Source organism: Yoonia rosea (genome assembly GCF_900156505.1).
In the GTDB taxonomy this organism is placed as follows: Bacteria; Pseudomonadota; Alphaproteobacteria; order Rhodobacterales; family Rhodobacteraceae; genus Yoonia; species Yoonia rosea.
The window spans coordinates 462,070-488,091 of the sequence record NZ_FTPR01000002.1 but is presented as its reverse complement, the minus strand read 5'-3'; the positions used below and the strand labels follow the sequence as shown (position 1 = coordinate 488,091).

26 protein-coding genes and 1 tRNA gene are annotated in these 26,022 nt (G+C 57.9%); 12 read left to right on the top strand and 15 right to left on the bottom strand.

The window, feature by feature from the left end:
• Positions 1-65 precede the first annotated feature (65 nt).
• The 3 genes from B0B09_RS13610 to B0B09_RS13600 are packed head-to-tail and all read left to right on the top strand — an operon-like array spanning position 66 to position 2,399.
• Entirely contained in the window at positions 66-929 is an 864-nt protein-coding gene (locus tag B0B09_RS13610) for an ABC transporter permease (RefSeq protein ID WP_076660506.1), read from the top strand.
• A 1-nt stretch (position 930) separates the two neighbouring features.
• A complete protein-coding gene (locus B0B09_RS13605; RefSeq protein WP_055296761.1) occupies positions 931-1,770 on the top strand; it encodes an ABC transporter permease in 840 nt (279 codons plus the stop codon).
• On the top strand, positions 1,767-2,399 hold the full coding sequence (locus tag B0B09_RS13600) for an aspartate/glutamate racemase family protein (RefSeq protein ID WP_076660505.1): 633 nt from the start codon (positions 1,767-1,769) through the stop codon (positions 2,397-2,399). The genes B0B09_RS13605 and B0B09_RS13600 overlap by 4 nt, the downstream gene beginning before the upstream one ends.
• An 83-nt stretch (positions 2,400-2,482) precedes the next feature.
• On the opposite strand, the gene B0B09_RS13595 is transcribed toward B0B09_RS13600, so the two are convergent.
• From B0B09_RS13595 to B0B09_RS13555, 9 genes are all read right to left on the bottom strand, one after another.
• The gene (locus B0B09_RS13595; RefSeq protein WP_076660504.1) at positions 2,483-3,631 is read right to left on the bottom strand and encodes a PQQ-dependent sugar dehydrogenase; all 1,149 of its coding nucleotides are present in this window, start codon (positions 3,629-3,631) and stop codon (positions 2,483-2,485) included.
• A 2-nt stretch (positions 3,632-3,633) separates the two neighbouring features.
• Complete coding sequence (gene queG / locus B0B09_RS13590) at positions 3,634-4,680, bottom strand: tRNA epoxyqueuosine(34) reductase QueG (RefSeq protein ID WP_375342224.1); 1,047 nt, start codon at positions 4,678-4,680, stop codon at positions 3,634-3,636.
• An 87-nt stretch (positions 4,681-4,767) separates the two neighbouring features.
• A complete protein-coding gene (fzlA, locus tag B0B09_RS13585; RefSeq protein WP_055296755.1) occupies positions 4,768-5,433 on the bottom strand; it encodes an FtsZ-binding protein FzlA in 666 nt (221 codons plus the stop codon).
• A 64-nt stretch (positions 5,434-5,497) separates the two neighbouring features.
• Entirely contained in the window at positions 5,498-6,262 is a 765-nt protein-coding gene (mtgA, locus tag B0B09_RS13580; protein ID WP_084190864.1) for a monofunctional biosynthetic peptidoglycan transglycosylase, read from the bottom strand.
• Positions 6,263-6,344: 82 nt separating this feature from the next.
• On the bottom strand, positions 6,345-10,877 hold the full coding sequence (gene gltB / locus B0B09_RS13575) for a glutamate synthase large subunit (protein ID WP_076660503.1): 4,533 nt from the start codon (positions 10,875-10,877) through the stop codon (positions 6,345-6,347).
• Entirely contained in the window at positions 10,864-11,610 is a 747-nt protein-coding gene (locus B0B09_RS13570) for a hypothetical protein (protein ID WP_055296750.1), read from the bottom strand. Before B0B09_RS13570 ends, gltB begins: the two co-directional genes overlap by 14 nt.
• Positions 11,607-12,269: a hypothetical protein gene (locus tag B0B09_RS13565; protein WP_084190847.1), complete on the bottom strand. Its 663-nt coding sequence runs from the start codon at positions 12,267-12,269 to the stop codon at positions 11,607-11,609. The genes B0B09_RS13570 and B0B09_RS13565 overlap by 4 nt, the downstream gene beginning before the upstream one ends.
• A complete protein-coding gene (locus B0B09_RS13560) occupies positions 12,266-12,937 on the bottom strand; it encodes a hypothetical protein (protein ID WP_076660502.1) in 672 nt (223 codons plus the stop codon). The genes B0B09_RS13565 and B0B09_RS13560 overlap by 4 nt, the downstream gene beginning before the upstream one ends.
• Before the next feature lie 78 nt (positions 12,938-13,015).
• Entirely contained in the window at positions 13,016-14,443 is a 1,428-nt protein-coding gene (locus B0B09_RS13555) for an NAD(P)-dependent oxidoreductase (RefSeq protein WP_076660501.1), read from the bottom strand.
• Positions 14,444-14,662: 219 nt separating this feature from the next.
• Here B0B09_RS13555 and B0B09_RS13550 point away from each other — a divergent pair, with 219 nt between their 5' ends.
• A complete protein-coding gene (locus tag B0B09_RS13550; RefSeq protein ID WP_076660500.1) occupies positions 14,663-15,466 on the top strand; it encodes an undecaprenyl-diphosphate phosphatase in 804 nt (267 codons plus the stop codon).
• Here B0B09_RS13550 and B0B09_RS13545 read toward each other — a convergent pair.
• Positions 15,463-16,443 carry a complex I NDUFA9 subunit family protein gene (locus B0B09_RS13545; protein ID WP_076660499.1) on the bottom strand — a complete coding sequence of 327 codons (981 nt, stop codon included), beginning with the start codon at positions 16,441-16,443 and terminating at the stop codon, positions 15,463-15,465. The genes B0B09_RS13550 and B0B09_RS13545 overlap by 4 nt on opposite strands.
• A 158-nt stretch (positions 16,444-16,601) precedes the next feature.
• Between B0B09_RS13545 and B0B09_RS13540 the strand changes: the two genes are divergently transcribed.
• The 4 genes from B0B09_RS13540 to B0B09_RS13525 all read left to right on the top strand — a co-directional run bounded on the left by B0B09_RS13540 (position 16,602) and on the right by B0B09_RS13525 (position 19,199).
• Positions 16,602-16,688, top strand: a tRNA-Leu gene (locus tag B0B09_RS13540).
• A 305-nt stretch (positions 16,689-16,993) separates the two neighbouring features.
• Positions 16,994-17,698 carry an ABC transporter permease gene (locus tag B0B09_RS13535; RefSeq protein ID WP_055296735.1) on the top strand — a complete coding sequence of 235 codons (705 nt, stop codon included), beginning with the start codon at positions 16,994-16,996 and terminating at the stop codon, positions 17,696-17,698.
• 5 nt (positions 17,699-17,703) lie between these two features.
• Positions 17,704-18,399 (top strand): ABC transporter ATP-binding protein, encoded by a 696-nt coding sequence (locus tag B0B09_RS13530; protein WP_076660680.1) that lies wholly within the window; start codon positions 17,704-17,706, stop codon positions 18,397-18,399.
• Positions 18,399-19,199: an ABC transporter substrate-binding protein gene (locus B0B09_RS13525; protein WP_110549970.1), complete on the top strand. Its 801-nt coding sequence runs from the start codon at positions 18,399-18,401 to the stop codon at positions 19,197-19,199. The genes B0B09_RS13530 and B0B09_RS13525 overlap by 1 nt, the downstream gene beginning before the upstream one ends.
• Here B0B09_RS13525 and B0B09_RS13520 read toward each other — a convergent pair whose 3' ends face one another.
• Genes B0B09_RS13520 through B0B09_RS13500 form a run of 5 tightly spaced genes read right to left on the bottom strand, consistent with a single transcriptional unit; the run spans position 19,200 to position 23,632 of the window.
• Complete coding sequence (locus B0B09_RS13520) at positions 19,200-19,691, bottom strand: DUF6505 family protein (RefSeq protein WP_076660497.1); 492 nt, start codon at positions 19,689-19,691, stop codon at positions 19,200-19,202.
• Positions 19,688-20,389: a biotin/lipoate--protein ligase family protein gene (locus B0B09_RS13515; RefSeq protein ID WP_076660496.1), complete on the bottom strand. Its 702-nt coding sequence runs from the start codon at positions 20,387-20,389 to the stop codon at positions 19,688-19,690. The genes B0B09_RS13520 and B0B09_RS13515 overlap by 4 nt, the downstream gene beginning before the upstream one ends.
• Entirely contained in the window at positions 20,386-21,453 is a 1,068-nt protein-coding gene (locus B0B09_RS13510; protein WP_076660495.1) for an Mrp/NBP35 family ATP-binding protein, read from the bottom strand. Before B0B09_RS13510 ends, B0B09_RS13515 begins: the two co-directional genes overlap by 4 nt.
• 1 nt (position 21,454) lies before the next feature.
• Positions 21,455-21,649 (bottom strand): DUF6494 family protein, encoded by a 195-nt coding sequence (locus tag B0B09_RS13505; protein WP_076660494.1) that lies wholly within the window; start codon positions 21,647-21,649, stop codon positions 21,455-21,457.
• Positions 21,650-21,682: 33 nt separating this feature from the next.
• Entirely contained in the window at positions 21,683-23,632 is a 1,950-nt protein-coding gene (locus B0B09_RS13500; protein ID WP_076660493.1) for a 4Fe-4S binding protein, read from the bottom strand.
• A 302-nt stretch (positions 23,633-23,934) separates the two neighbouring features.
• Here B0B09_RS13500 and B0B09_RS13495 point away from each other — a divergent pair, with 302 nt between their 5' ends.
• From B0B09_RS13495 to B0B09_RS13480, 4 genes are read left to right on the top strand one after another with little or no spacing between them, the layout of a single operon-like run.
• Entirely contained in the window at positions 23,935-24,501 is a 567-nt protein-coding gene (locus B0B09_RS13495) for a DUF3305 domain-containing protein (RefSeq protein ID WP_084190846.1), read from the top strand.
• 5 nt (positions 24,502-24,506) lie between these two features.
• Positions 24,507-25,076, top strand: a complete 570-nt coding sequence (locus B0B09_RS13490) for a DUF3306 domain-containing protein (RefSeq protein ID WP_084190863.1) — start codon at positions 24,507-24,509, stop codon at positions 25,074-25,076.
• Positions 25,073-25,681: a TorD/DmsD family molecular chaperone gene (locus B0B09_RS13485; protein WP_055295462.1), complete on the top strand. Its 609-nt coding sequence runs from the start codon at positions 25,073-25,075 to the stop codon at positions 25,679-25,681. The genes B0B09_RS13490 and B0B09_RS13485 overlap by 4 nt, the downstream gene beginning before the upstream one ends.
• A gap of 58 nt (positions 25,682-25,739) precedes the next feature.
• Positions 25,740-25,931: a twin-arginine translocation pathway signal protein gene (locus B0B09_RS13480; RefSeq protein WP_076660491.1), complete on the top strand. Its 192-nt coding sequence runs from the start codon at positions 25,740-25,742 to the stop codon at positions 25,929-25,931.
• The last annotated feature ends 91 nt before the right edge of the window (positions 25,932-26,022 follow it).

The following is a 26,022-nucleotide window of genomic DNA, read 5'->3' as shown; positions in this document are numbered from 1 at the left end:
ATCTTGATCAACGGGTGCGCTCTTCCTGAGGGGGCGCACCCACCCTCTTGCCCAGAGAACATTCAATGAAGAATTGGCGTGACAATACGGCCTTCAAGGGTTGGCTGATGGTCTCCCCGCTCGCGGCGGTCTTGATCATCTTTCTGGTGTTACCAATCGTTCTGATTGTCATCGTCAGTTTTTGGCGCGCGACAGAGTTTTCGATTATCCCGGCCTTTGAGTTCGACAACTACGCATTCCTCTTTGGGTCCCCGGTGACCTATACGGTCTTTTTCAACACCTTTAAGTACGCCTTGATCACTTGGGTTTTCACCCTGTTGATCGGATTTACAGTCGCTTATTATCTCGCATTTCACATCCGCACCCTGACGTGGCAGATCGCCTTGTTTCTTTTGTGCACCATACCGTTCTGGACGTCGAACATCATTCGCATGATTTCTTGGATCCCGTTCTTGGGCCGCAACGGGATCGCCAATTCAACATTGATGTCGTGGGGTGTGATTGATGAGCCGATTGAGTGGCTGTTATTCTCGGATTTCGCCGTCATTCTGGCCTTTGTCCATCTCTATACGCTCTTCATGGTCGTCCCGATCTTCAATACCATGATGCGGATCGACAAATCCCTGATCGAGGCGGCACGGGACGCTGGCGCAAACGGAGCGCAAATCCTGTGGAACGTCATCATCCCGCTGACCAAACCCGGCATTATGATCGGCACGATTTTTGTGGTTACGCTGGTGATGGGTGATTTCATCACCGTGCGGTTTATGTCGGGCTCCCAGTCCGCGAATGTGGGGCGTCTGATCTCGAACGATATCGCCTTACTGCAATATCCAAGCGCCTCGGCCACGGCGATTGTCTTGCTGCTGACAGTACTGCTGACGATCGGCATCTTGCTACGCTTCGTCGATATTCGGAAGGAGCTGTAAGATGGAGCCACGTCCACGGTCCTTCTACGTCCTCAGCGCATTCTTCGCATTGTTCATTCTGTTTCTTTATGGACCGACAATCACCATCGGTATCCTGTCGTTCCAAGGTGAAGGGGGCGGGCTGACCTTCCCGATGCGCGGCGTATCGCTGTATTGGTTCTATGACCTCTTTGAACAGCAAGCGGTTGGCGACATCTGGGGCAGTTTCCGGCGCAGCTTTATGCTCGGGCTGATGGTGATGGTCGTCACGGTTGTGGTCTCTGTGATGGGCGGGCTTGCGTTCCGGAACAGATTTCCAGGGTCGAATATCCTGTTTTACCTGATCATCACGTCGCTGGTGATCCCGTCAATTCTGATCTCGCTCGGCGTGGGTTTGCTGTTTTCCCAATCCGGCCTCAACGTGCATTGGTCCACATCAGGGTTCGGGGCGCAACTGACGTGGACGCTGCCCTTTGGTTTGTTGATCATGTTTGCGGTCTTTAACCGGTTCGACAAAAGCTATGAAGAGGCCGCGCGCGATCTGGGTGCCACCCCATGGCAAACGCTGCGCCATGTTGTGCTGCCGATTATCGCGCCATCGCTGATCGGGGTGGCCCTGTTCGGCTTCACACTCAGCTATGATGAGTTTGCCCGGACCTTGCTGACCTCGGGTAGCTACAACACATTGCCATTGGAAATCTACGGGATGACCACCAACGTTACCTCGCCCGTTCTTTATGCTTTGGGGACACTGACGACAGTCTTTTCCCTGATTATCATTGGCGCCTTTCTGTGTGTTGCTCTGATCGCGAACAAGCGCCGCGCCCGCCACGGATCTGATGCAGGCAAGGGCCACTTATGATCGTCATCATTAACCCAAACAGCACCCATTCGATGACGACGGCAATGCTCGAAACCGCACACAAGGCTGCCCCGGAGACTCAAGTGGTTGGCTGGACATCAGCGGGCGGCCCACCCGCAATTCAAGGCGAGCAGGACGGGAACGCAGCAATCCCGCCGCTGTTGGAGCTCGTAAAAAAGGCGGATGGGGCAGGAGCGCGCGCAATCATCATAGGTTGCTTTGATGATACCGGTCTTAGCGCAGCACGCGCGTTAGCGACATGTCCGGTCATTGGCATCGGGCAAGCGGCCTACCATCTGGCATCCCTTTTTGGCCAACGTTTTTCCGTCGTGACAACACTGGATGTATCGGTCCCTATTCTTAACGCAAATGTCAGCGATTACGGGCTCGCCAAAAACCTGGGGCGCATTCGGGCAAGTGGCGTGCCGGTTCTCGCCCTCGAAGATGATCGCGCCAATGCAACAGAGAAAGTTAAGGCCGAGATCAGAGCAGCCGTACGGGAAGACGGCATCAACAGCGTCGTGCTTGGCTGCGCGGGCATGGTGCACATCGTTGAGGAAAGCGACGACATTTCCATCAAATTGATCGATGGCGTTCAAGCCGCGGTACGTTTTGCGACGATGCTCTAAATTGGTGGGCGTACCTTCTTCAATTTCGTCAAAAGACTGACACCGCCAAGCCGACATTCGCCGCGTGACGCTCAACGTGCACACTACCCCGGCGCCACCCGCAGCACCTCGCCTGCATCCAACAGCAGCAGCACCGCACCGTCCTCCAGCACTTCCACGTCACGGATGCGGCCCACATCAGTCAGCAAACGCTCTTCGCCAACCACACGCCCGTTCTGGATATCCAGACGCACCAGCGCACCGGGGTTGAGCGAGGCAATCAGCAAATCCCCCTGCCACGCAGCATATGGCCCGTCGTAAAACATCATCCCACCGGGCGCGATCACAGGGTCCCAATAGTAAACGGGTTCTTCAAATTCGGGCCCGCTTGCATTGCCACGGCCCACATCTGATCCGCGATAGTTGATGCCATAACTAACCACCGGCCAACCATAGTTCAGCCCCGCCTGCGGTCTGTTCAACTCATCCCCGCCACGCGGCCCGTGCTCGATTGTCCAAAGCCCGCCGGGCCCCATCGCGGCACCCTGCACGTTGCGATGACCCAGCGACCAGACCAGATCATTGCCCGCACGGCCCACAAAAGGATTGTCCGCAGGCGCCGATCCATCCGCATTCACACGGATGATCTTGCCATGGGTCGTCTCGATATCCTGCACCAACGTGCCACTATCGCCGGCACCACGATCACCAGTCGTAATCCAGACGGTACCATCTGCCATTGGCAAAATACGGCTTCCGAAATGGCGCCCGTTGCGCGCGGGGTTATCCTGCACAAAAATATCCGTCGCATCGCTGATCACACCGTCGGCACCCAAAGTCCCGCGGGCCGCCGCCGTCACCAAACCGCCACGCACGGATTTCGCATAGGTCCAGAAAATCGTCCGGTCTTGCGCGAAATTGGGCGACACTGCCACATCCAGCAACCCGCCCTGGCCCTGCGCCGCCACATCAGGCAACCCCGCCAATGGGCTGCTCAAACTGCCATCCGCATTCATGAGGCGCAGATTTCCCACCTTCTCGGTCACCAGAAACTGCCCGTTCCCGAGGTTCGCAATCCCCCATGGGCCATCCAGACCATCGGCAAAAACCTCAACTGTGACATCGGTGACAGGCAGCGCGGGCGCACGTGTCTGCTCTGCAAACGCGGGGGCGAAATCGGCATTCGGGCGCCCTTGGTCCACCTGCGCGTGGGCGGCAACGGGTAACATCATCAAAGCAAGAATTCGAAACATGATCAGTCCTCCTTCAAACGTGAGATAGCCCAGCGCGCCGCATCGGCCACTGCCGCATCAAGATCGTCAACCAAAGGTGAAACGGTCGCGATCAACGTCTGATCACCGGAATTGCCAATCGCATAGGCCACATTACGCACAAAACGGTCACGGCCGATCCGCTTGATCGGTGATCCCGAAAACAGCGCACGAAAGCCCGCATCATCCAAACCCGCCAAATCTGCCAATGGTGGTGAAATCAATTCATCCCGCGCCGCAAGCTTTGCGTCCCGCCCCTCATGGGCAAATTTGTTCCACGGACAAACCGCCAGACAATCATCACAACCATAAATCCGGTTGCCCATCAGCGGGCGCAACGCGGCGTCCACCGGCCCCTTATGCTCAATTGTCAGATAGGAAATACACCGCCGCGCATCCAGACGGTAAGGGGCCGGAAACGCCCCCGTCGGACAGATATCCAGACAGGCGGTGCAGGATCCGCAATGGCTCGTCTCTGCCACATCGCTTGCCAGATCCACCGTGGTAAAGATCGCGCCCAGAAAGAACCAGTTGCCCAGATCACGGGACAACAGATTGGTATGCTTGCCCTGCCACCCCAGTCCGGCCGCCTGCGCGAGCGGTTTCTCCATCACAGGGGCGGTATCCACAAAGACCTTGATCTCCGCCTCCGGCACCGCCTCGATCAGCCATCGCCCGACGCGTTTCAGCCGCTTCTTGACCACGTCATGATAATCACGGTTCTGCGCATAAACACTGATCGCCGCACGGTCACGTTCCTCCAACACCGCCAAAGGATCATGCGCGGGCGTATAGGGTTCGGCCAGCATGATCACCGACCGCGCCGCAGGCCAAAGCGCTGTCGGGTCCGCACGCCATGCCATCCGCTCGGCCATCCAGCCCATCTGCCCGTGCATCCCGGCCGCAACAAATGCCTGCAACCGTTCGGGCAATTCCGGCACAGCATCAGGCCGGCACACACCAACAGCGGCAAAACCCGCCTCCTGCGCAAAGCCGATCAAACGCTGTTTCAGATCACCCGTTTCTTGCAAAGCAGCGCACCCCGCAGCATGCCCGTTATTATTGGCCCGAAAATATCCCGGGGAGTCCCGGACATCGTCCGGGACGGGGCAGAGCCCCTAGAAGTCCAGATCAGCATAATGCGCCGCAGGCTGGAACCCCGGCACCTCATCCGCCAGAATAGACCGGAACGCAGGGCGGGACTTGATCTTGGCATACCAGTCCTTCAGCACCTCATGCCGGTTCCAGTCCACATCACTGGTATAATCCAGACACGACAGCTGTGCCGCAGCGGCAAAATCCGCCATCGTCATCTCGTTCCCCGCAAGCCAGCGGCGTTCGTCCAGCAGGCGCGCCATATAATCCAAATGGTATTTGATCGCCTTCGCGCCGGCTTTCACATTCGTGCTGTCCGGATAGCCCGTGCCCATGATCTTGCGGTAGACACGCTCACCGGTCAGCTTTGTCGTGACCTCTTGATAGAACTTGTCATCAAACCACCCCACCAGACGCCGGACCTCGCAGCGGGCATCGGCCCCTTTGGGCAACAACGCAGGCGTCGGGTGCGTCTCTTCGATATACTCGCAGATCGCCACGCTGTCCGACATCATGCGCCCGTCCATTTTCAGCACAGGAACCTTGCCCGCCGGATTGCGGCGCAAGAAATCCGGATCTTTTTCCCAATAGCGTTCTTCGACCAAAGCAACTTCGATCTTCTTTTCGCCCAGACACAGGCGGACTTTGCGTGAAAACGGGGACAACGGATAATGGTACAGGGTATTCATGCGTGGCTCACAACAATAACTCGCCCTTCAATGCCGCAAGCTGCGCCTCTGTTCAATGGCTGGGTCAGTTTTCAAAGCATTCCGCGCGCCCGTCCGCCGCAATCGTTGCAGCCCCGCTCATGATCGCGCGCGTGCGTTCGCGCGTAAATGTGCTGGGGTTGCTGGCCGAACGGGTCTTGGGCGCAGGTAGGATCGCCGCAAGGCGCGCCGCCTGTGTTGGCGTCAGATCGGCCGCATCCACACCGAAATAATGCCGCGCCGCAGCCTGCACGCCAAACACACCTTCATCAAATTCGGCCACATTCAGGTAAAGCTCGACAATCCGGCGCTTGGACCAGATCGCCTCGGTCAAGGGCGTCCAGAGCGCCTCGATGGCTTTGCGCGACCAGCTGCGTCCATGCCAGAGAAAGACGTTTTTCACGACCTGCTGTGAAATGGTCGAGGCCCCGCCGCGCCCGCGTTCCACCGCATCCTGGATCGCGTTGACATCCAGGCCCCAGTGCAGGCAGAAATTCGCGTCTTCCGCGGCAACCACGGACCGCGCCATGACAGGGGCGATATCTTCGATATCCACCCATTCCCGTTCAATCGTCACCAAACGGTGGGCCTCTGCGCGCATATAGGGTGTCGTGGGCGGATTGATAAACGCGTAAAGCAGCGTCCAAAGCAGGGCGAAAGAAAAGACAGCTACAGCACCCCAAAAAACCGTCCTGCGGATAAACCGCCGCACGCGGGCTACAAGCCCCAGCTTTTCGGTCTTCCTCGCAGGTTTCTTTTTGGGTGCCGGCTTTTGCGCCGTTCGCTTTCTAGCTGTGCTCGGTTCTGCCATCCGACCCATAAGCCATAGGCGGTGTGAAGCGGTCAAGAAGGTGCAGCGCCCCCGCGCGATTTTCAGCGCGGGGGCGTGGTATTTATTCCGCAGGGATTGCCGCGTCCTCGATGCTCAGCGGTGCAGGCAAATGCACCAGCATCTCTTTGGGGCAGACCTGCAGGAAATTGGCTTTCTCAAGGTCCCAATGCTGCAGGATATCAGCGGCCTTGCGGCTGCCTGTTTCCGCGGCATGACGTTCGATCAGGCCTTTCAACTGGGTCTCCCAGTGATCGACCGTCACAGGGTTCGTCACCAGTGTTTCCATGTTGATCAACTCTGCGGCCTCGCCCTTGGGGTCATAAAGATAGGCCATACCACCGGTCATGCCCGCCCCGAAGTTCGCACCAATCGTGCCAAGGATCACAGCCACACCACCGGTCATATATTCACACCCGTTTGTGCCGCAGCCTTCAATCACCACATGGGCACCCGAGTTGCGCACCGCAAAGCGCTCGCCCGCGCGACCGGCGGCGAAAAGATACCCCGCCGTCGCACCGTAAAGCACGGTATTGCCAATAATCGTGTTGTCCGACGCCACCAGCGGGCTGACCATGGGCGGACGGATCACGATTGTCCCCCCCGACAGACCTTTGCCCACATAGTCGTTGGCATCACCCGACACCTCAAGCTTGAGGCCCGGAGCGGCAAACGCCCCCAGCGACTGGCCCGCAGAGCCGCGCAATTTCACCGTCAGGTGATCCGGCTGCAACGCGTTGCGCATCCCGAACTGCTGCACGATGTGGCTGGATGTGCGTGTGCCGATCGTCCGCAGCGTGTTCTGCACCGCATAGTCCAGCTGCATCTTCTCGCCATCATTCAGGAAGCGCGCGGCGTCCTTCACAATCTGTGCATCCAGCGTATCATCGACAGGATTACGCGGCTTGTTGCGGTCATAGGTGATCTTGTTGGCCCCATCGACGGTGATCAACAGCGGGTTCAAGTCCAGATCATCCAGGTGCGCCGAGCCGCGCGACACTTGGGTCAACAGATCGGCACGGCCAATCACATCGTCCAAGGACCGCGCACCAATCGAGGCAAGGATTTCACGCACCTCGGTGGCATAGAAGGTGATCAGGTTGACAACCTTATCGGCATTGCCGGTGAACTTCTCGCGCAAGGCTTCGTCTTGGGTACACACACCAACGGGGCATGTGTTCGACTGGCACTGACGGACCATGATACAGCCCATCGCAATCAGCGCAGCGGTGCCGATGCCGTATTCCTCGGCCCCCATCATCGCCGCCATGACAATGTCACGCCCTGTGCGCAAACCACCATCCGTGCGCAGGGTGATCCGCTCACGCAGGTTGTTCATGGCAAGTACCTGATGCGCCTCGGTCAGACCCATTTCCCATGGCAGGCCTGCGTATTTGATCGACGTACCGGGCGACGCACCTGTGCCGCCATTGTGACCCGAAATCAGGATCACATCGGCCTTGGCCTTGGCCACGCCCGCGGCAATCGTACCGACACCGGACGACGACACCAGCTTGACGGTTACCTTACAGCGCGGGTTGATCTGCTTGAGGTCGTAGATCAGCTGCGCAAGGTCCTCGATGGAATAGATATCGTGGTGCGGCGGCGGTGAAATCAGGGTCACACCCTTGGTCGAATGGCGTAGGCGCGCAATCAGGTCGGTGACCTTCATACCCGGCAACTGGCCACCCTCACCAGGCTTGGCACCTTGCGCGACCTTGATCTCAAGCTCTTCACAGGCGTTCAGATATTCGGCGGTTACACCAAAACGGCCTGACGCCACCTGCTTGATCTTCGCAGAGGGGTTATCGCCATTGGGTTCGGGGTTGAAGTGTGCCGGATCTTCGCCACCCTCACCACTGTCGGACTTTGCGCCAATCCGGTTCATCGCCACGTTCAGCGTTTTATGTGCTTCGGGGCTGAGCGCACCCAAAGACATGCCGGGTGTGACGAAACGCTTGCGGATCGCGGTAATGCTTTCGACCTCTTCAATCGGGATCGGCGCACCCAAAGGTTTGATCGCCAGCAAATCACGCAAATGGATCGGCGGGTTCGACTGCATGGATTTCGAGAACTGCTGCCACAAAGCATAGCTCGCCTTGTTACAGGCCGCCTGCAACATATGCATCGTTTGCGCTTCCCATGCGTGCTTTTCACCGGACCGGCGGGCCTTGTAGAAACCCCCGATCGGCAGAACATCACTGCCGCCTTTCCAGCCCTTTGCATGTACTTCTTCCAGCTTGGTCTGGATACCGGATGTACCAATGCCGGAAATCCGGCTGTGCATCCCGGGGAAGTATTCCGCAACCATCGCACGGGACAGACCCACAGCCTCAAAGTTCAGACCACCGCGATAGGACGACAGAACCGAAATCCCCATCTTCGACATGATCTTGAGAAGACCCGCATCAATGGCCGCACGATAGCGCGCGATGGCTTCGGTCAATGTGCCCTCAATCAGGCCGCGACGCACACGGTCCGCGATGGAATCCTGTGCGAGATACGCGTTCACAGTCGTGGCGCCACAGCCGATCAGCACCGCAAAGTAATGCGGATCAATACACTCGGCCGAGCGCACGTTGATCGAACAGAAGGTCCGCAGGCCTTTCGATGTCAGACCTGAATGGACCGCAGAGGTCGCAAGGATCATCGGCATCGGCACCAGATCTTCGGACTGGTTCTGATCGGTCAGCACGATATGGCCCGCACCTGAACGCACGGCGTCTTCGGCCTCGGCGCGGATACGTTGCAGACCTGCATTCAGAGATCCCGCACCCGGCTCGAAGACACAGTCGATCACAGCAACGCTGTCGCCAAACTGCTTCATCATCTGCTCGAACTCGGCGTTGGCGACAAACGGACTGGCCAGCAACAAGATCTCGGTTTGCGAAGAATCCTCGTCCAGCACGTTTTTCAGGTTCCCGAACCGCGTTTTCAGCGACATCACACGGCTTTCGCGCAAACTGTCGATTGGCGGGTTCGTGACCTGGCTAAAGTTCTGCCGGAAGAAATGCGACAACGGGCGATAGGTCTTGGACAGGACCGCAGAGGGCGTATCATCCCCCATGGACGCGATCATTTCCTTGCCGTCCTCGGCCATGGGCGCGAGCACCTGTTCCAGCTCTTCGATGCTGTAACCGGCAGCAACCTGACGCTTGCGCAGGTCAGCCCCCTCAAAGATCGCGTTTTCCGGCACATCCCGCATGATGTCGTTCAGATCGACGACTTTCTCGACCCAGTCACCAAAGGGCTGGGCGGCGGCTAGTTTGTCCTTCAATTCCTTGTCGTGGTACAAGCGACCCTCTTGCATATCCACGGCGATCATCTGCCCCGGACCAAGCGCGCCTTTTTCGACAACTGTGGCTTCATCCACAGGCACCATGCCCACTTCGGAACCTGCCACCAGCAGACCGTCACCTGTCACCACATAACGCAGCGGACGCAGACCATTGCGGTCCAGACCGCCGCAAACCCAACGCCCGTCTGTCATCGCAAGGGCGGCAGGCCCATCCCATGGCTCCATCACGGCGTTGCAATAGCCATACATATCCTGCCACGCCTGTGGCATTTCCACGGCCTGCTGCGACCACGCCTCGGGTACCATCATGGTCTTTGCCATCGGCGCATTGCGGCCCGCACGCACCAGAACCTCGAATACGGAGTCCAAGGCGGCACTATCCGACGCACCCGACGGGATGATTGGCTTGATGTCACCGGCCTTGTCGCCGAATGCATTGGACGCCATGCGGATTTCATGGCTCTTCATCCAGTTGACATTGCCTTTCAGCGTGTTGATCTCGCCGTTATGGGCCAACATGCGGAACGGCTGGGCCAGCGACCACTGCGGGAATGTGTTGGTGGAATAGCGCTGGTGATAGATCGCAAAAGCACTCTCGAACCGCGCATCCATCAGGTCAGGGTAGAACTCGGCCACCTGCTCGGCCAGCATCATACCCTTGTAGATCAGCGACCGGCACGACAGCGAACAGACATACATACCATTGATCGCAGCAGCAGTCGCCGCCTTCTCGATCCGGCGGCGTATGATGTAAAGCTCGCGCTCGAACGCCTCTTCGTCCAGCCCCTTTTCGTTACGGATCAGAATCTGCTCGATCTCGGGGCGTGTCGCATTGGCCTTGTCACCCAGCACTTCGGTGTTCACCGGCACATGGCGCCAGCCATAGATATAGTGGCCCATGCGCAGCACTTCGGACTCCACAATCGTGCGGCAGCGTTCCTGGGCGGCAAAATCGGTGCGCGGCAGAAACACCTGACCCACAGCAATCAGCTTGTCGTCGATTGGTTCATGGCCGGTCCGGCGGATCTGGTCGTTAAAGAAGGGCACAGGGATCTGCACGTGAATACCCGCGCCATCCCCTGTCTTTCCGTCGGCATCAACAGCACCACGGTGCCAGACTGCCTTCAGCGCATTGATGCCCTTTTCCACAACATCACGCGACGGGGTGCCATCAATCGACACCACAAGGCCCACACCACAAGAAGCATGTTCATCGTCCGCCTTATACAGGCCATTCTCGGCCATCCACTGACGCTTGGCCTCTTCGGCGGCGACCCAGGTTTTGTCATAGGTTGTCATGGTTATTCTCCAGTTTCTGGGCAGTTGAAGGGACGAAGGAAGACAACAGCAATCTGCAAGTTTCTTCCGGAGTCTGAGACATGAAATAGGGTGAATCCGGACCGACGATATCGATTACATTCGCAGAGCGCTGCCAGTCGAAGTCATCGTTGGAAGCAAAGTCGCGAAACCGCGTCGCAGATTCTGCAATGACAAGAATGCGGGTTACAGGATCGATCAAGTAGATGCCCTGGCTTTCAATCATCCGATAATGGTCCGGCATCAGAATATTTTGATGGAAAGCGGCGATGCTAAAATTTCCCACCGAGAAAGGTTGGTGATCGTCGTAAAGCCGAACACTGGTCAGCAATTCTGAGTCCATTTCAAGGCCCGGGACCAGTGAATTCCGGACCACGATGCTTACACGTTCCTCACCGCGTCTCAAAAGATCGGTCAGTGAAAATGCATCATTTGCATCGATCACATACTCCAGCCCAGTGCCAGTTGCGACATCCCGTTGATAAATCAACTCATAGTCAGGACCGACGAGCATGGCGGACCGCACCTCCGAGGTGACAAGCGTTTCGGCGTATGTGCCACCAGATGCGCAGCGATAGAAATTCTGAACGATGCAATCGTCAAAAAGCGCCGTTACAACAGGATCACAAGACGCGCGCATGTCCGAATATTCGTCGGTCAACGCCGCGGTCGGCCACAGTCCGGCGACTAGAATAATGAAGCGCGGCAGATTCATGAGATCGCCACCCCACACCCGTGCTTCGGGCTGGCGCTCAGGAACCCGGGCTCGCCGGGGAAGATAAATTCAACGGGGCGATTGGACCGCTCATAAGTTCCGTCCGATGTCGTTACCGTGCCGGTTCCGGCCAGAAACATACGCCAATCGCGGTTGATAAATTCACGGCCCTGGGCCGCCCATACCTCATTGCCCGCCCCGTCATAGGCGGTGATGTCGTAGGTGGTCTCATCCAGTGTCACGCCATCAATAGTGATCTGGCGGCCGGTCAACGTATCGCGGCCCACATAGCGGGTTTCGCCGATCTCGTCGGACAGGGTGCGAAAATCAAAAGTATCAAGATCTGTCGCGATCAGTTCGCTGAAGGATGCAGGATCAACCGGTGCGCTTTCCAATACTTCCCTATGCCCGCTGAGGACATGAAAACTGCTGATCCACTGCGCCTCTGCATCGGTGACGCCTGTATAAGTCATGCCCTGCTCATCAAGGCTGACACGGCGCTTGTGCCCCTTAGGATCGTTCAGACAGATAAAGTGGTGATCCACCTGACAGCTCTCGCTTTGCACAGTCACAAAGGCTTCGCACCCACCCGGCAGGGCGAATGTGTCTTGCGCAGCAGCAGGGCCGGCCAAAAGGATCAGGGCGCACGCAAGTCTCATGGGCGGAACCCTGATTCTATAACGTTGCATTCGTATAGAGGCATATCCGCAAAGAACCCCGGTTCACCCGGATAGATGAACTCGACCGGTGACATATCAATCACCTGATCAGGAGTATCGTCGGACCAGGTTTCACCGAAAAAGAACAATCGGTGCTCTTCGCTGACATACTGGCGGCCACTGCTTGCGTCGATGATATTGCCGTCGCCATCAATTGTCCGCCCCTGAAACTCGGTATTGAGCAGGACCTCCCCGTCAATCTCGGTGGTTTCGCCGGTCAGCATGTCAAAACCCACGTTCCGCTCGGTGCCCTCATCGGTTTCCAGCGTGAAATCCCACGTATCAATCTGGGTCTCGAAAAGCGTGGTCAGCGACGCAGGGTCCTCGGCAGGCGTGATCAGACGCTCGTTTCCTGTGACCTTATAGGCCTCGACCCACTGGAATTCGGCGTCAACCTTTTGCACGCTGAAGACACCCGCCTGCGTCAGCAGCGCGATCCATTGATCACCCGGCTCATCGGCGGCGCATTGCCAGACATTGGTCATGACGCAACCCTTGTTCTGGACGGTCAGCACGGCTTCACACCCCTCTGGCGCGGCAAAGCTCTGCTGGGCCGTGGCCGGAGCGGCCACAACCAAAGCAGTCAGAATGATCATCGGTTTCATCATTTCTTTACCCTCCAGGTCAGCAGATGTGACCTACCTAAATCGCGTGTAAGACGTCCGTATGTACGCGGCTTGTACGGCCTATTCGGCAGCAACAGTGGCTGCTTGCCCCAGATACTCCAGCATTGCGGTCGCCGCGTCACGGCCGTCGCGAATAGCCCAAACAACAAGCGACGCACCGCGCACGATGTCACCGGCGGCAAAAACACCATCAAGGCTTGTCGCGCCGGTGTTGAAGTCCGCTTTCACAGTGCCCCAACGGGTTACTTCCAGCCCATCGACGCCCCACAACTTCGGGAGATCTTCGGGTTCAAAGCCCAGCGCCTTGATCACGATATCCGCACCCTCGACATAGTCCGACCCTTCGATCAACTCGGGCGCTTGGCGCCCCGTCGCATCAGGCGCGCCAAGACGCATCTTTTGCACCTTCACACCTGTGACTGGATCGCCCTCGAAACCATTGGGGGCAGCAAGCCAGACAAACTCGACACCTTCTTCTTCGGCGTTCTGCACTTCGCGCTGTGATCCAGGCATGTTGGCACGGTCACGGCGGTACAAACACTTCACGCTTTCGGCACCCTGACGGATCGCTGTGCGGACACAGTCCATCGCGGTATCACCGCCGCCGATCACGACAATGCGCTTGCCCTCGGCGTTCAATTCACCACTGTCGAACTCGGGCACATCATCGCCAAAGCTTTTACGGTTGCTTGCGGTCAGATAATCAATCGCGTCAACAATCCCGTCTGCACCGGAATCCGGCAGATCACGTGTTTTATAGACACCTGTTGCGATCAGAACCGCGTCATGCTTGCCGCGGATCGCATCAAAGGACAAATCCTCACCCACGTTACAATTCAGCACAAACTGCACGCCGCCGTCTTCAAGCTGGGCCATGCGCTGCATGACGATATCTTTCTCAAGCTTGAAGCCGGGAATACCGTAGGTGAGCAAACCGCCCCCGCGATCATAGCGGTCATAGACTGTGACCTGCACGCCCTGACGGCGCAGCATGTCGGCAGCCGCCAAACCACCGGGGCCTGCACCAATAATGCCAACACTCTCACTGCGCTCGGCATGGGGGCGGATCGGCTGCACCCAGCCTTCTTCGAATGCAGTGTCGGTGATGTACTTTTCGACCGACCCGATCGTGACAGTGCCATGGCCGGATTGTTCGATGACACAGTTCCCTTCGCAAAGACGGTCCTGCGGGCAGATACGGCCACAAATTTCGGGGAACGTGTTGGTGACCTGCGAAATTTCATAGGCTTCCTGCAAACGCCCCTCGGCTGTCAAACGCAGCCAGTCGGGGATATTGTTGTGCAACGGACAATGGGTCTGGCAATAAGGCACGCCACATTGGCTGCAACGGCTCGCCTGTTCAGCGGCCTTCTCACGCGCATACTCGGCGTAAATCTCGCCAAAGTCTTCCTTGCGTAAGTTCGGCGGACGCTTTTCCGGCATCTCGCGCGAGACCTGTGTAAACTTCAACATCTTTTGGCCAGCCATAAGCTACCCTCCCGTATTCCAGAGCGAGACGCCTTTTAAAACGGTCCAAACCAAATGAAAAGGCAGTACTACTGACCTATATCGAAGAAAATTTGTCGCAGCGCACGAAAGATCAAGGTCAAAAGGTTAAAATTAGGTCCGGTATGTTACCTATATCCCCTCTTTCCCCAAGATTCATGCAGGTTATAGGTTGGACAAGACGAATCAAAAGCCGGATCAATGACAACACTCCACCTGCTCATCATCGCGATCGTCCAAGGGATCACCGAGTTCCTGCCCGTGTCATCATCCGGTCACCTGATCCTGCTGCCATTACTGACAGGCATGCCCGATCAGGGACAGGTCATCGATGTCGCGGCCCATGTCGGTACACTCTGCGCGGTCATGCTCTATTTCCGGTCCGACGTGAAACTGGCCCTCGGCGGCACCCTGCGCCTGCTGCGCGGCAAGATCGACACCCAAGGCGCGTTTCTTGCCCTTTGCCTGATCATCGCAACAATTCCCGTGATCATCGTAGGCCTGATCCTCAAGGTAACAGGGCTCTCTGACGCGATGCGCGGTCTCGCCGTGATCGGCTGGGCCATGATCATCTTCGGGATCGTGCTTTATTGGGCCGACCAGAAAGGCGTAGAGGAAAAGACAGCCACCAGTTGGTCATTGAAAGACGCCCTGAAAATGGGGCTCTGGCAGGCGGTTGCCCTGATCCCCGGCACATCGCGTTCCGGCATTACGATCACCGCAGGACGGATGCTGGGCTATACACGTACAGATGCCGCGCGCCTTGCGATGTTGATGTCGATCCCGACAATCATTGCCTCTGCGGCCTTGCTCAGCCTCGATGTGGTCGGATCAGGCAACATCGGCGCATGGCGCGATATCGGGCTAGTCGTCGTACTGTCATTCGCGGCGGCACTGTTTGCACTGACGCTCATGATGCGCCTGCTCAGAACCGTCAGCTTCACACCTTACGTGATCTACCGGATCGCGGTTGGCGTGGTGCTGCTCTGGATCGCCTATACCTAGGCTTTCAGGTTCTTCGCGGATTCCTTGATCGCGTCATACTGCCCCGACGGACGGAACCGCCAAAGGTAATCAGGCAGCACGGCCTCCATCGCGGTTGGCTGCAAACCCAGAGCGGCAAACCCTTTGGCATCCCCGGATACGATATTATCCACGCCCAGATTGATAACCTGATCCTTCGTCACAGGCCCCTTGATCAAACCCAGCGACACAGCACGCACAATGCCAAAAACAGTTGCCATGATCCGCGCCATCCAGAACGGCGTATTGATGATCAAACGGCGGCGGCGGATGATACGCAGCATCAGTTGCATCAGCTCACGGAAGCTATGCACATCGGGCCCGCCCAGCTCATAAACACCGCCTTCGGCTTGCCCCAGAACGCCTTTGACCGCAGCAGCTGCAACATCATCCACATAGACGGGCTGGAACTTGGTCTCGGCACCGATCACAGGCAAGACTGGCCCTAAACGGGACATTCCAGCGAAGCGGTTAAAGAACTGGTCCTCGGCACCGAATACGATCGACGGACGCAGGATGACGGCGTTCGGCATATGCTCCAGTACTGACGCCTCGCCTGCAGCTTTGGTCTTGGAATATTCGCTTGCCGCCTCGGCGTTCGCGCCAATCGCAGAGATATGCACCATCCGCGCCACACCATGTGCCGCAGCGATGCGGGCGATGCGCCCGGCACCTTCGGCCTGCACGGCCGTGAATGTGTTCTTGCCAACCTCGTCGAGCACACCCACGCAGTTGACCACAGCATCGGCACCCTCGGTCACCGCTGCAACGCTGGCATCATCACGGATATTGCAGAAAACCGGTTCAACCTGACCCACCACACCGTACGGGCGGACAAACATCGCCTCGTTGACGTTGCGCACCGCGACGCGGACACGCCAACCCTCTTTCGCCATGCGCCGCGCGATATAGCGTCCGACAAAGCCGGAACCGCCGAAGATAGTGACAAGCTGTGACATCCCTGGGCCTTTAGATAAGTAGCTGGTGTCGGGTTTACCCCCCGCCCCCCCTGTAAGACAAGGCGCAATCTGGGACGTTTTATTTGTTCCCCAGATATTTGTGGTCGAATCGCGTTGACAGCCCCTTAAACCGCGCGTAAATCCGCGCCACGTGACCTGCCCAGGTGGCGGAATTGGTAGACGCGCCAGCTTCAGGTGCTGGTGTCTGTATGGACGTGGAGGTTCGAGTCCTCTCCTGGGCACCAAAATCCCGAAAAGTGGTACGACATTCGCCGGTGAGTACGTTGCCGCATGTGCGCGCGAACTTTTCCGCAGATCTATTCGTCAGCTTTCACAAAAGAACACACCACCAGATAATCGGTCGTAACTTCCCAATCATTGGATATCGGCCTTTTGTCGCTTTTCGGGCGCACCGCGTCTATCAACAGATACGGATGTAAGGCCCAAGGCACCGCGACCTTGGCCAGAGCCAGACCTGATTGAGACTTGTCTTTTCTGCCCGAAAGCCGGACGTTGGCGGCCCCGGCAATAGCGCGAGTGCAGTGCTTCCATGGTTGATATTCTTGATGGTCTCATCGCGGCATTCTGGCTGGTCGTCACCTTCGACGCCGAGCTGTGGGAAATCAGCCTGCGCTCGCTCCGCGTAACGTTGACCGCGCTGGTGATTGCCTCTGTCATTGCGATCCCGCTGGGCACTTTCCTTGCGGTACAGCGTTTCCGCTATCGCCGGTTCGTTATCTCGATGATCAACGCTTTGATGGGGCTGCCGCCTGTCGTTGTCGGCCTTGTTGTCTATATACTTTTGTCGCGGTCCGGCCCCTTTGGTGTGCTGGACCTGCTCTTTACGCCCACAGCGATGATCATCGCGCAGGTCATTATTATCACGCCGGTCATTGCCTCGATCGCGCATCAATCCATGCGCGAGCTCTGGGCCGAGTATCATGACCTTCTGATATCGCTCAACACATCGAAAAGGCAGCGGATCATGACGCTGATCTGGGATGGGCGGCGCAATCTGCTGACGGCGGCGCTTGCCGGGTTCGGGCGCGCCATTGGCGAGGTAGGCGCGATCATGATCGTTGGCGGCAACATCGACAATGTCACCCGGGTGCTGACCACGGCAATTGCACTGGAAACGGGCAAGGGTGACTTTGCCTTGGCGCTTGGTCTCGGCTTTGTCCTGATTGGCCTTGCGATCTTTGTGAATCTTGCCATCCACACCCTCTCGCAAACCGAGCGGGAGGGCCGCTGGTGACACAGATGTTTCCACTAACCCTGAACAAGGTACTGGTACGCCGCCGTGGCAAGGTTGTGATTGGCCCAACGGACCTTGTGCTTGATGCGGGGGGACCGACAATCATCATCGGGCCAAATGGGGCCGGAAAAACAACCCTGCTGCGCGTGATGCACGGGATTGAGCGCGTCACAAGCGGCACGGTGACCTGGCACCACGATGATCCGGCGCAGCACGCCTTTGTCTTTCAATCGCCCATCGTCTTGCGGCGGTCCGCGGCGGATAATCTGGCCTATCCCCTCAGGCTCTTGGGGCGTTCAAAGGCCGAAATCGCGCAAGCCGTGGATCATTGGCTTGACCGGATCGGGCTGACCGAGCGCGCAGGTAACCCTGCGACACGCCTGTCCGGCGGTGAGCGGCAAAAACTTGCCATTGCCCGCGCGCTGATCCGCAAACCGCAGGTGCTGTTTCTGGATGAGCCTTGCGCCAACCTTGACGGCCATACCACACGCGAGATTGAGGCGCTTTTGCAGGAGACATCTGCCGCTGGAACCCGCCTTGTGATGTCCACCCATGACATGGGGCAGGCCCGCCGGCTCGCGCAGGATCTGATATTCATGTTGCATGGCAAGGTACATGATGTCAGCCAAGCAGAGGTTGCATTTGCGCGCCCGCAAACCGAAGAACTGGCTGCGTTTTTGAGAGGAGATATTGTGACATGATGAAGGGAATTCTGGCCGGTATCATGGCCATCTGGGCGACAACGTCTGTTGCCGAAGACATGCGGATGGCGGTGACGACATCCTTTGATAGTTCGGGCCTTGCCGAGGTGCTCTTGCCTGCGATCAAGGAAGACCTTGATATTGACCTGCAACTGCTTGTTGTGGGCACAGGTCAGGCGTTGCGACTGGGCGAGGCGGGTGATGTCGATGCGGTTCTGGTCCATTCGCGCCCTGCGGAAGAGGCGTTTGTTGCCGCAGGCCACGGCACGCATCGCCGTGAAATCATGTATAACGATTTCGTCCTGATCGGCCCTGCGTCGGACCCTGCCGATATCGCCAATGCCGCAAGCGCTGCTGATGCGCTCCAAAGGATCGCGGCTGCCGAGGCGCCTTTCGTCAGCCGTGGGGACGAAAGCGGCACCCATAAAGCCGAGCTTGGCGTTTGGGCGACAGCAGGTCTTGATGCAGCAGGTTTTGACGGCTGGTACCGGCCTGTCGGTGCTGGCATGGGCCAAGCGCTGAACACAGCGGCAGGAATGGACGCTTACCTGATTTCAGACCGCGCCAGCTGGCTGAACTTTGCCAACAAGGCCGATCTGGCGCTGCTCTATTCTGGCGATCCGGTGCTGTTCAACCAATACGCCTATCTGCCCGTTGACCCTTCCAAGAACGCGAACGTCCGCAACGATCTGGCGATGGCGCTTGAAACCTGGCTGGTCAGTCCGCGTGCGGCGGCATTGATCAACGATTACACGATCAACGGCGAAACGCTGTTTGTGTTTAACGCCAAAGCTGAGTGATCAATGCGTGTGCGGCTCGTCCAGTGAGCCGTGCACGGCAAATTGCGTCAGGTCGGCGTCTTGGGGCGCAATCACGCGGTAGCTTTCCCGCACACCTGCGTCGGTCAATTCACGCGCGACAGTCAGCAGGGTGTTGGGGTCGTGATCGGCGCAAAGCTCGGCCATCTGGGCGATCTCTTCGAGGGCCACAGCATGCGCCGCTTCCAGCGAGGGCGCGCCGTAGATATCAACGAAATGCTGGGCAAGCAGGCCTGCGATGGCGTCCTTTTCCTGCGGCTCAATCTGGGTGACCGCAACAAAACTGACCCGTCCGAAGGTTTCACACCCCATCCAGCCATTGGAAAAGGCCTGTTTCGCCTTGCCCATCAAGTCCGCCTCGCTCCAGTTGGAGAATTCAAAGCCGCCTGAAATGCACCATTCACCCGTGCGCGCGGGATTATGGAACACACGGCTGTCGCTTTCGTCAAAATGGATTGCGCGGGCAAGTTTCATGTAGGCCTCGTCAGGATAGCGGTCAGGGGAACCAGTTCTATCTTGTCCCCGATTTTGAGCAAAAGGCCAAGGTCTTCGTCCAGTCCGGTATAGGTGCCGGTTTTGCCTTTGACAGTCACCTTACCCTCTAAAGCATGCGCGAGGCCGATCCATTCGCGATGCAGTGGCGCGGTACCGCTGTCAACCCATGTGTTGATTCCGACCAAAGTGTGGCGCACCCACGACTCCAGCAACGTGATCGCATCCACCTCGGCGCAGCCTTCGGCGTAGAGTGCCGTTTCATCGGGGGTCAGGCCGGTGTCTTCGCTCGGTGGCCAAAGTGCCAGTTCCAGCGCGATGACCAACCAATCGGGTTCATCCTCTGGCTGGCCGGGGGCCGCCATTTTCAATGCGCCGCAGCGCCCGCCGTTGACATAGATTGGACCATCCCAACCAAGATGAACCGCCACCTCGGGCGGGGCCAAGGCGCCAAGGGCATTTTGAAACCCGACGCCGCAAATGGGCAGTATTACGGCCGCTTTACGCAGTGGCACGTCGGGGGCAAAGATAATTGCCGCGCGCAAAAGATCAGCCGCAAGGTCATAGACCACAAGACCTGCATCACACCCGGCCTCAGCCGTGGCGCAAGCACGCGCAAAAGGATCGCTGCCCGCCGCATCCTGCCCTGTAAAGAGCGGTGGAAACGACGGCTCGCTCATGCGTGGCCTTCGGCGATCAGGTCGCGGGCCACCTGCCGGAAGGCAGCCGCTTGGCTGCTGTCGGGCTTGGACACCACAATCGGTGCGCCGCCATCGGCCGCAAGACGGATATCCATATGCAGCGGGATTTCCGCCAGCAGAGGAACGCCCAGCTTTTCCGCCTCTTTCGCCACACCGCCATGACCGAACATGTGTTCTTCATGCCCGCAGGCCGAACAGATATGCGTGGACATGTTTTCAATCATCCCGATGATCGGCGTGCCCAACTGGTTGAACATATCAATGCCTTTGCGCGCATCGAGCAAGGCAATGTCCTGCGGTGTAGACACGATAATCGCCCCGTTCAGGTGCGATTTCTGCGCCAATGTCATCTGCACGTCACCTGTGCCGGGGGGCAGATCAACGATCAAAACATCCAGCGCGCCCCACTGCACCTGCGTCAGCATCTGTTGCAGCGCACCCATCAACATCGGGCCACGCCAGACAACGGCCTGATCCTCATTTGCCATCAGCCCCAGCGACATCATGGTGACGCCATAGTTGCGCATTGGCAAAATGGTTTTGCCATCAGGTGAAGCGGGCCTGCCCGAGACACCCAGCATTCTTGGCTGGCTGGGCCCATAAACATCGGCGTCCAACAAACCAACGCGCCGTCCTTCGGCAGCAAGTGCGCAGGCAAGGTTGGCTGAAACAGTCGATTTCCCGACCCCGCCCTTGCCAGAGGCCACCGCGATAATCCGGTCAACACCGGGGATTTTCTCGGGCCCCGCAGGCGCGCCGCCACGCTGTGGTTTCAGATCAGGCGGCGCAGCCGGTGTGCTATGCGCCGTCATGACAACCGACACTGACGCTACGCCATCCAGCGCCTTGATCTGCGCTTCGGCGCTGTCTTTGATCGCGGTATAGGCGCTTGCATGGCTGCCGCTGACTTCCATGACAAAGCGCACAGCGCCGTCTTGCACCGTCAGGGCTTTGACAATCCCCGCCTCGGCGATGGATGTGCCGCTTATAGGGTCTTCGATCGTCTTGAGAATCTCAAGAACGGCTTCACGGGTAAGCGCCACGTTACGACTGCCCTTCGATTTTGCCGGTCACGACATGTGCCAGATCAAGCCCGTCGATTGTCAGCACGACCTTGGCCTCGAAACTGCGCCCAGCGGTGTCACCGGCGTTGCGCATCGCCTCTTCGATCGCCTGCTGCGATGTCACGCCAACCTGTTTGAGGAACTTGCGCATGGACATGTTAAAGTCTTCGCTCATCGTGATTTCTCCTTGATATGATGGGTCGCCGGATCAGTGATCCTTGCGCTTGGACAAATAGTCATCGGTCGTGCGCGGGCGGGGCCGTTCGCCAGATGCGAAAGGGTTATTCTCGGAATGATACTGTGCGTTGATCCGGCAATTGTCGCACATCTGGATCATGCGGATCGCGTTCGGGTTCTGGTACATCGCGTGATTGTTCGCCAGCTTTTCAGTGATCCGTTCCACAGTAGATTTCACCCCGAAAAGGCTGCCGCAGTCGATACAGGCGAAAGGCTCTTCCTCGTTGAGCACCGTTTGCGACAGGGCGGCATCGGTCAGGTCCAGTTGCGGCTGTAAGGTGATCGCCTTTTCGGGGCAGACATTGGCGCACAGGCCGCATTGCAGACAGGCATCCTCTTGGAACCGCAGTTGCGGCAGATCGGAATTATCGCCCAGCGCGCCAGAGGGGCAAAGCGAGGCACAGGCCAGACACAATGTGCAGGCATCTGTATCCACGATCACCGCGCCATAAGGCGCATTGGCGGGCAGCGGCAGCGTTTCAACATCAGGGTTGAGCGCTTTGGCCGACAGGCGGGCCACCTGCCTGCGCGATCCTAAAGGCAGAATGGGCGTTGCGATCGCGGCCGATTTGGTCTGTGCGAACAAATGGTCAGACAGTGCATCTGGATCGGCGATATCAAGCAAGGCAACCTTGTCTGGCGAAATCGCGTTGGCCAAGTCTGCCTGAGGCACCAGCGCGTCGCGTTCCGTTTTTGGCGCAAGCAAAATATCAACACGGGCAAACCCGCTCGCCAAAGCGCCCACCATCTCGGCGTGACCAAACCCCGCCAAAGCATCCACCTGCAAAGGGATCACATTGGCGGGCAGGCCGCGCCCGTAGCGTGCCGCAAGGCTGATCATTTCGGCACCGTGGTCATCGTGTACCAGCAGCGTGGCGTTTTTGCCGCCCGCAGCGCGATAGGTACTGGCAAGGGAGTTGATGCGGCGAAATGTGAAATCGCCCGAGGGCGCGTCATAGCTGATTGCCCCCGACGGACAGACCGCCGCACAGGCACCACACCCGGCACAGATCATCGGATCAATGCTGACATGTTCGCCCGCCGAAGTGATTGCGCCCGTGGGGCAAAGGTTCAGACAATTGGAACAGGCCGGTTTTTCGGCGCGCGAATGGGCGCACAGGCTGGTTTCCAAACGCACATAGAAGGGTTTTTCAAACGTGCCGACCAATTGGCTGGCCGCAAACACTGCGTCTGCGACGGCAACCGGGCTTTTAGGGTCAGCCCGCACATAGCCATCGCGTTTGTCGGGGGCGGGGAACAAGGGGGTGCCGCCCGTCAGATCAAGAATAATATCGCAGTCCGACAACGCACCATCGCGTGGCGCTGTCATCGCGGGGGTACCACGCCCGCCTGTCATGCTTTGCTGGAACACGTTGATACGCACCTGAAAGCGGCCAAGCGTGCCGCTAGCCTGATGCAAGGTGCCGACGACAGTGTCGTAGTTCGGGTTCGGCATGATTTCGGCACCTGGCGCAAGAAGCACAGTGACCGAAAGCGCCTCTGACAGCTTTTCGGCCGCAGCAAGAGCAACCTCGCTCGCACCCACGATCAGACAGGTGCCTTCCGATACAACATCAAAGGCCTTTTGCGCCGGAGGCGTCAAAGCCGCCTCGGCGATCAATGCTGCCATTTTCGGCGTCGTGTCCGCAGTATCATCAGTCCAGCCGGCACGGTCACGAATATCGACAAAGGCAGGTGCCTCTGCGTCGATCTCTTCAGACAGGGCAAGAAAACGATGGGCCTCTTGCTGGCAGGCGATCGTCACGTCACCTTGCGCGATTGCCTTGGCTGCAATGTCGATCTGATCGGTGCAAAGACTTGTGTAACATGCGCCACAGCTTTGGCCTGTAGCGGCTTCCAGCGCGGAGGAATCAACCGTTTGGGAACCAAGACAGTCACAAACCAGCAGTGTTTTCGACATGGTCACCCCCAAATTTCATGAACGCAGATCGCGGCGTAGCTATTCAGGAAATGACCAGACAGTAAACCCAAATATCAGTGCGATTCACTTCCAACTGGTTGTGCAGGTGCAGCAATTCAAACAATCTAATAATACATAGCGTGTCTCTTTCTCACGCAGAACCCTTGTGCGCTTGGCCTCTGCGAAATGCTGCAGTGCAGTATGCTAAGGGTGCGACATCTTTACATAAAAACAAGCTTTTCGTTTGCAACTTTCTGCGGCAATCTGTCCGTGCACCGAGGCACACTAAACGAGGATTTCTTTTGAAATTCGAATACCCAGGTTCGCAGTCATTGCCGCTTGGCGTCGTCGTAAGACGCGCGCCGGGTGTAACGCGTTGGGCCAAGCACGCGTGGAAAGCCTCTGCTGTCCTGCCGGGTGCGGGTCCTGCGGATTGGAAAATGCTGCGCACCGATGGTGATGTGACTGAATTTCATGCCGCAACGCTTCCACTGACGCTCTATGTGTCTGACGTCGAGGCGTATGCCCACGAACTGCAGGCACGCGAACCTTCTGTTTATGTGGTGTTGCGTCCGGTGTCGGGGAACAAGGATATACCCTGGACTGTCGCGCTTGTTACTGCGTCCCCTTATGAGGCGCAGGACTATTGCGATTCCGCCGAAGAGCAGGTCGAGAAAATTCCAATGCCGGATGGTCTCGGGGCGTGGATCACCGAATTTGTAGACAAGCACTACGAGGAAGAGGTGTTCGTAAAGCGCCGGCGCGATAAGGCCCGCATCGATCGAAGCCAGGACGGCATTGGTGATCCGCGTATCCGCCAAACAACCGATGTCTATCGCGCACCGCGCCGCAAAGAGGTGGTGAATTGAGCGATATGTTGTCATCATGGTCGCGCAGGCGCGCCGCTGTCGCGGCCGAAGCCGAACAAGAGAACCGCACTGCGCAGGAAGCGGCTTTGGCGCAAGAGCAAGAGGCGCTGGCCGAAAAATCGGACGAAGAGATCTTGGAGACGCTTGGCCTCCCTGATCCTGACAGCCTTGCGATTGGCGATGATTTCAAGGCTTTCATGTCCAAGGCCGTGCCTGAACACATTCGCAAACGCGCGCTGCGCAAGCTATGGCGCAGCAATCCGGTTCTGGCCTGTGTTGACGGGCTGAACGATTATGATGACGACTATCTTGCGCAAAGCATTGGGCAAGATGCGTTAAAGACCACCTATCAGGTGGGCAAAGGGATGCTGGCGCATCTATTGGAAATCGAGCGCCAGAAAGAGGCAGGTCCAGCCGTCGCGAAGGTGGAGGTCGAGGAGGACACCACCGAAGAAGTCGCCGAGACACGCGCGCCGTCTGTTGATCTGCCCAAGGATGGTGCAGCGGTTGAGGAGGACCCTGCACCATTCACCCCCCGCCGTATGCAGTTTCAATTTGAGGATGATGTCGCATGAACGCCGCTGTCGAAATAGTCGATATCGCCGAGGAAGACCGTCTTCGCGCGGATCTCTATAACTATCTTGGCGTTATGCTGGCGGGACCACCCGATCAATTGCTGCTGGATCAGACCGCGGGGCTTTCGGGCGATGATACCGCTTTGGGACAAGCAATCAACGGTCTGGCGCGTGTGGCAAAGATCTCCAAGCCAAAGGCGGTGCGCTCGGAATTCAACGCGCTCTTCATCGGCCTTGGTCGGGGCGAGTTGCTGCCTTTTGCCAGCTACTACCTCACAGGGTTCCTGAACGAAAAGCCGCTGGCCAACTTGCGCAGGACAATGGCCGATTTTGGCATGACCCGCGCCGAAAACGTGTTTGAACCCGAAGATAACATCGCGTCCTTGATGGAAATGATGGCTGGCATGATCGTTGGCCGTTTTGGCCGCGTGGCAACTGTGGCCGAACAACAGACGTTCTTTAACGCGCATATCGGCACCTGGGCATCGCACTATTTCAGCGACCTGCAAGGGGCCAAGTCATCGATCCTTTATGCCTCTGTCGGCGCTGTCGGACAGGCATTCATGGAGATCGAAAAAGAAGCATTTCGCATGACAGCAGGCTGACGGGCTTGCGACAAAACCGGTGGGGATGCCCGCCAATGAAAGAAAGGGAGACATCCTTATGACCGAGAAAAAAGAAGGCACAAACCGCCGCGGATTTCTAAAACTGGCCGGCACAGCCGCGCCAGCCGCTGTTGCTGCCGTGGCCGCGGGGGGTGCGACGCAAGCCGCAGCACAGCCCGTCGATCTGTCATCGCAGACGATGCAGGATACAGATCATACACGCGCTTATCTTGAGAGCACACGGTTCTAAAACAGTCTGGGGTACGTATCGTGGTCTTGACTGACCATAACCCATAGGCCCGAAAAGAATTATCCGAGAAGATCGGATCAGGGAGGAAAAG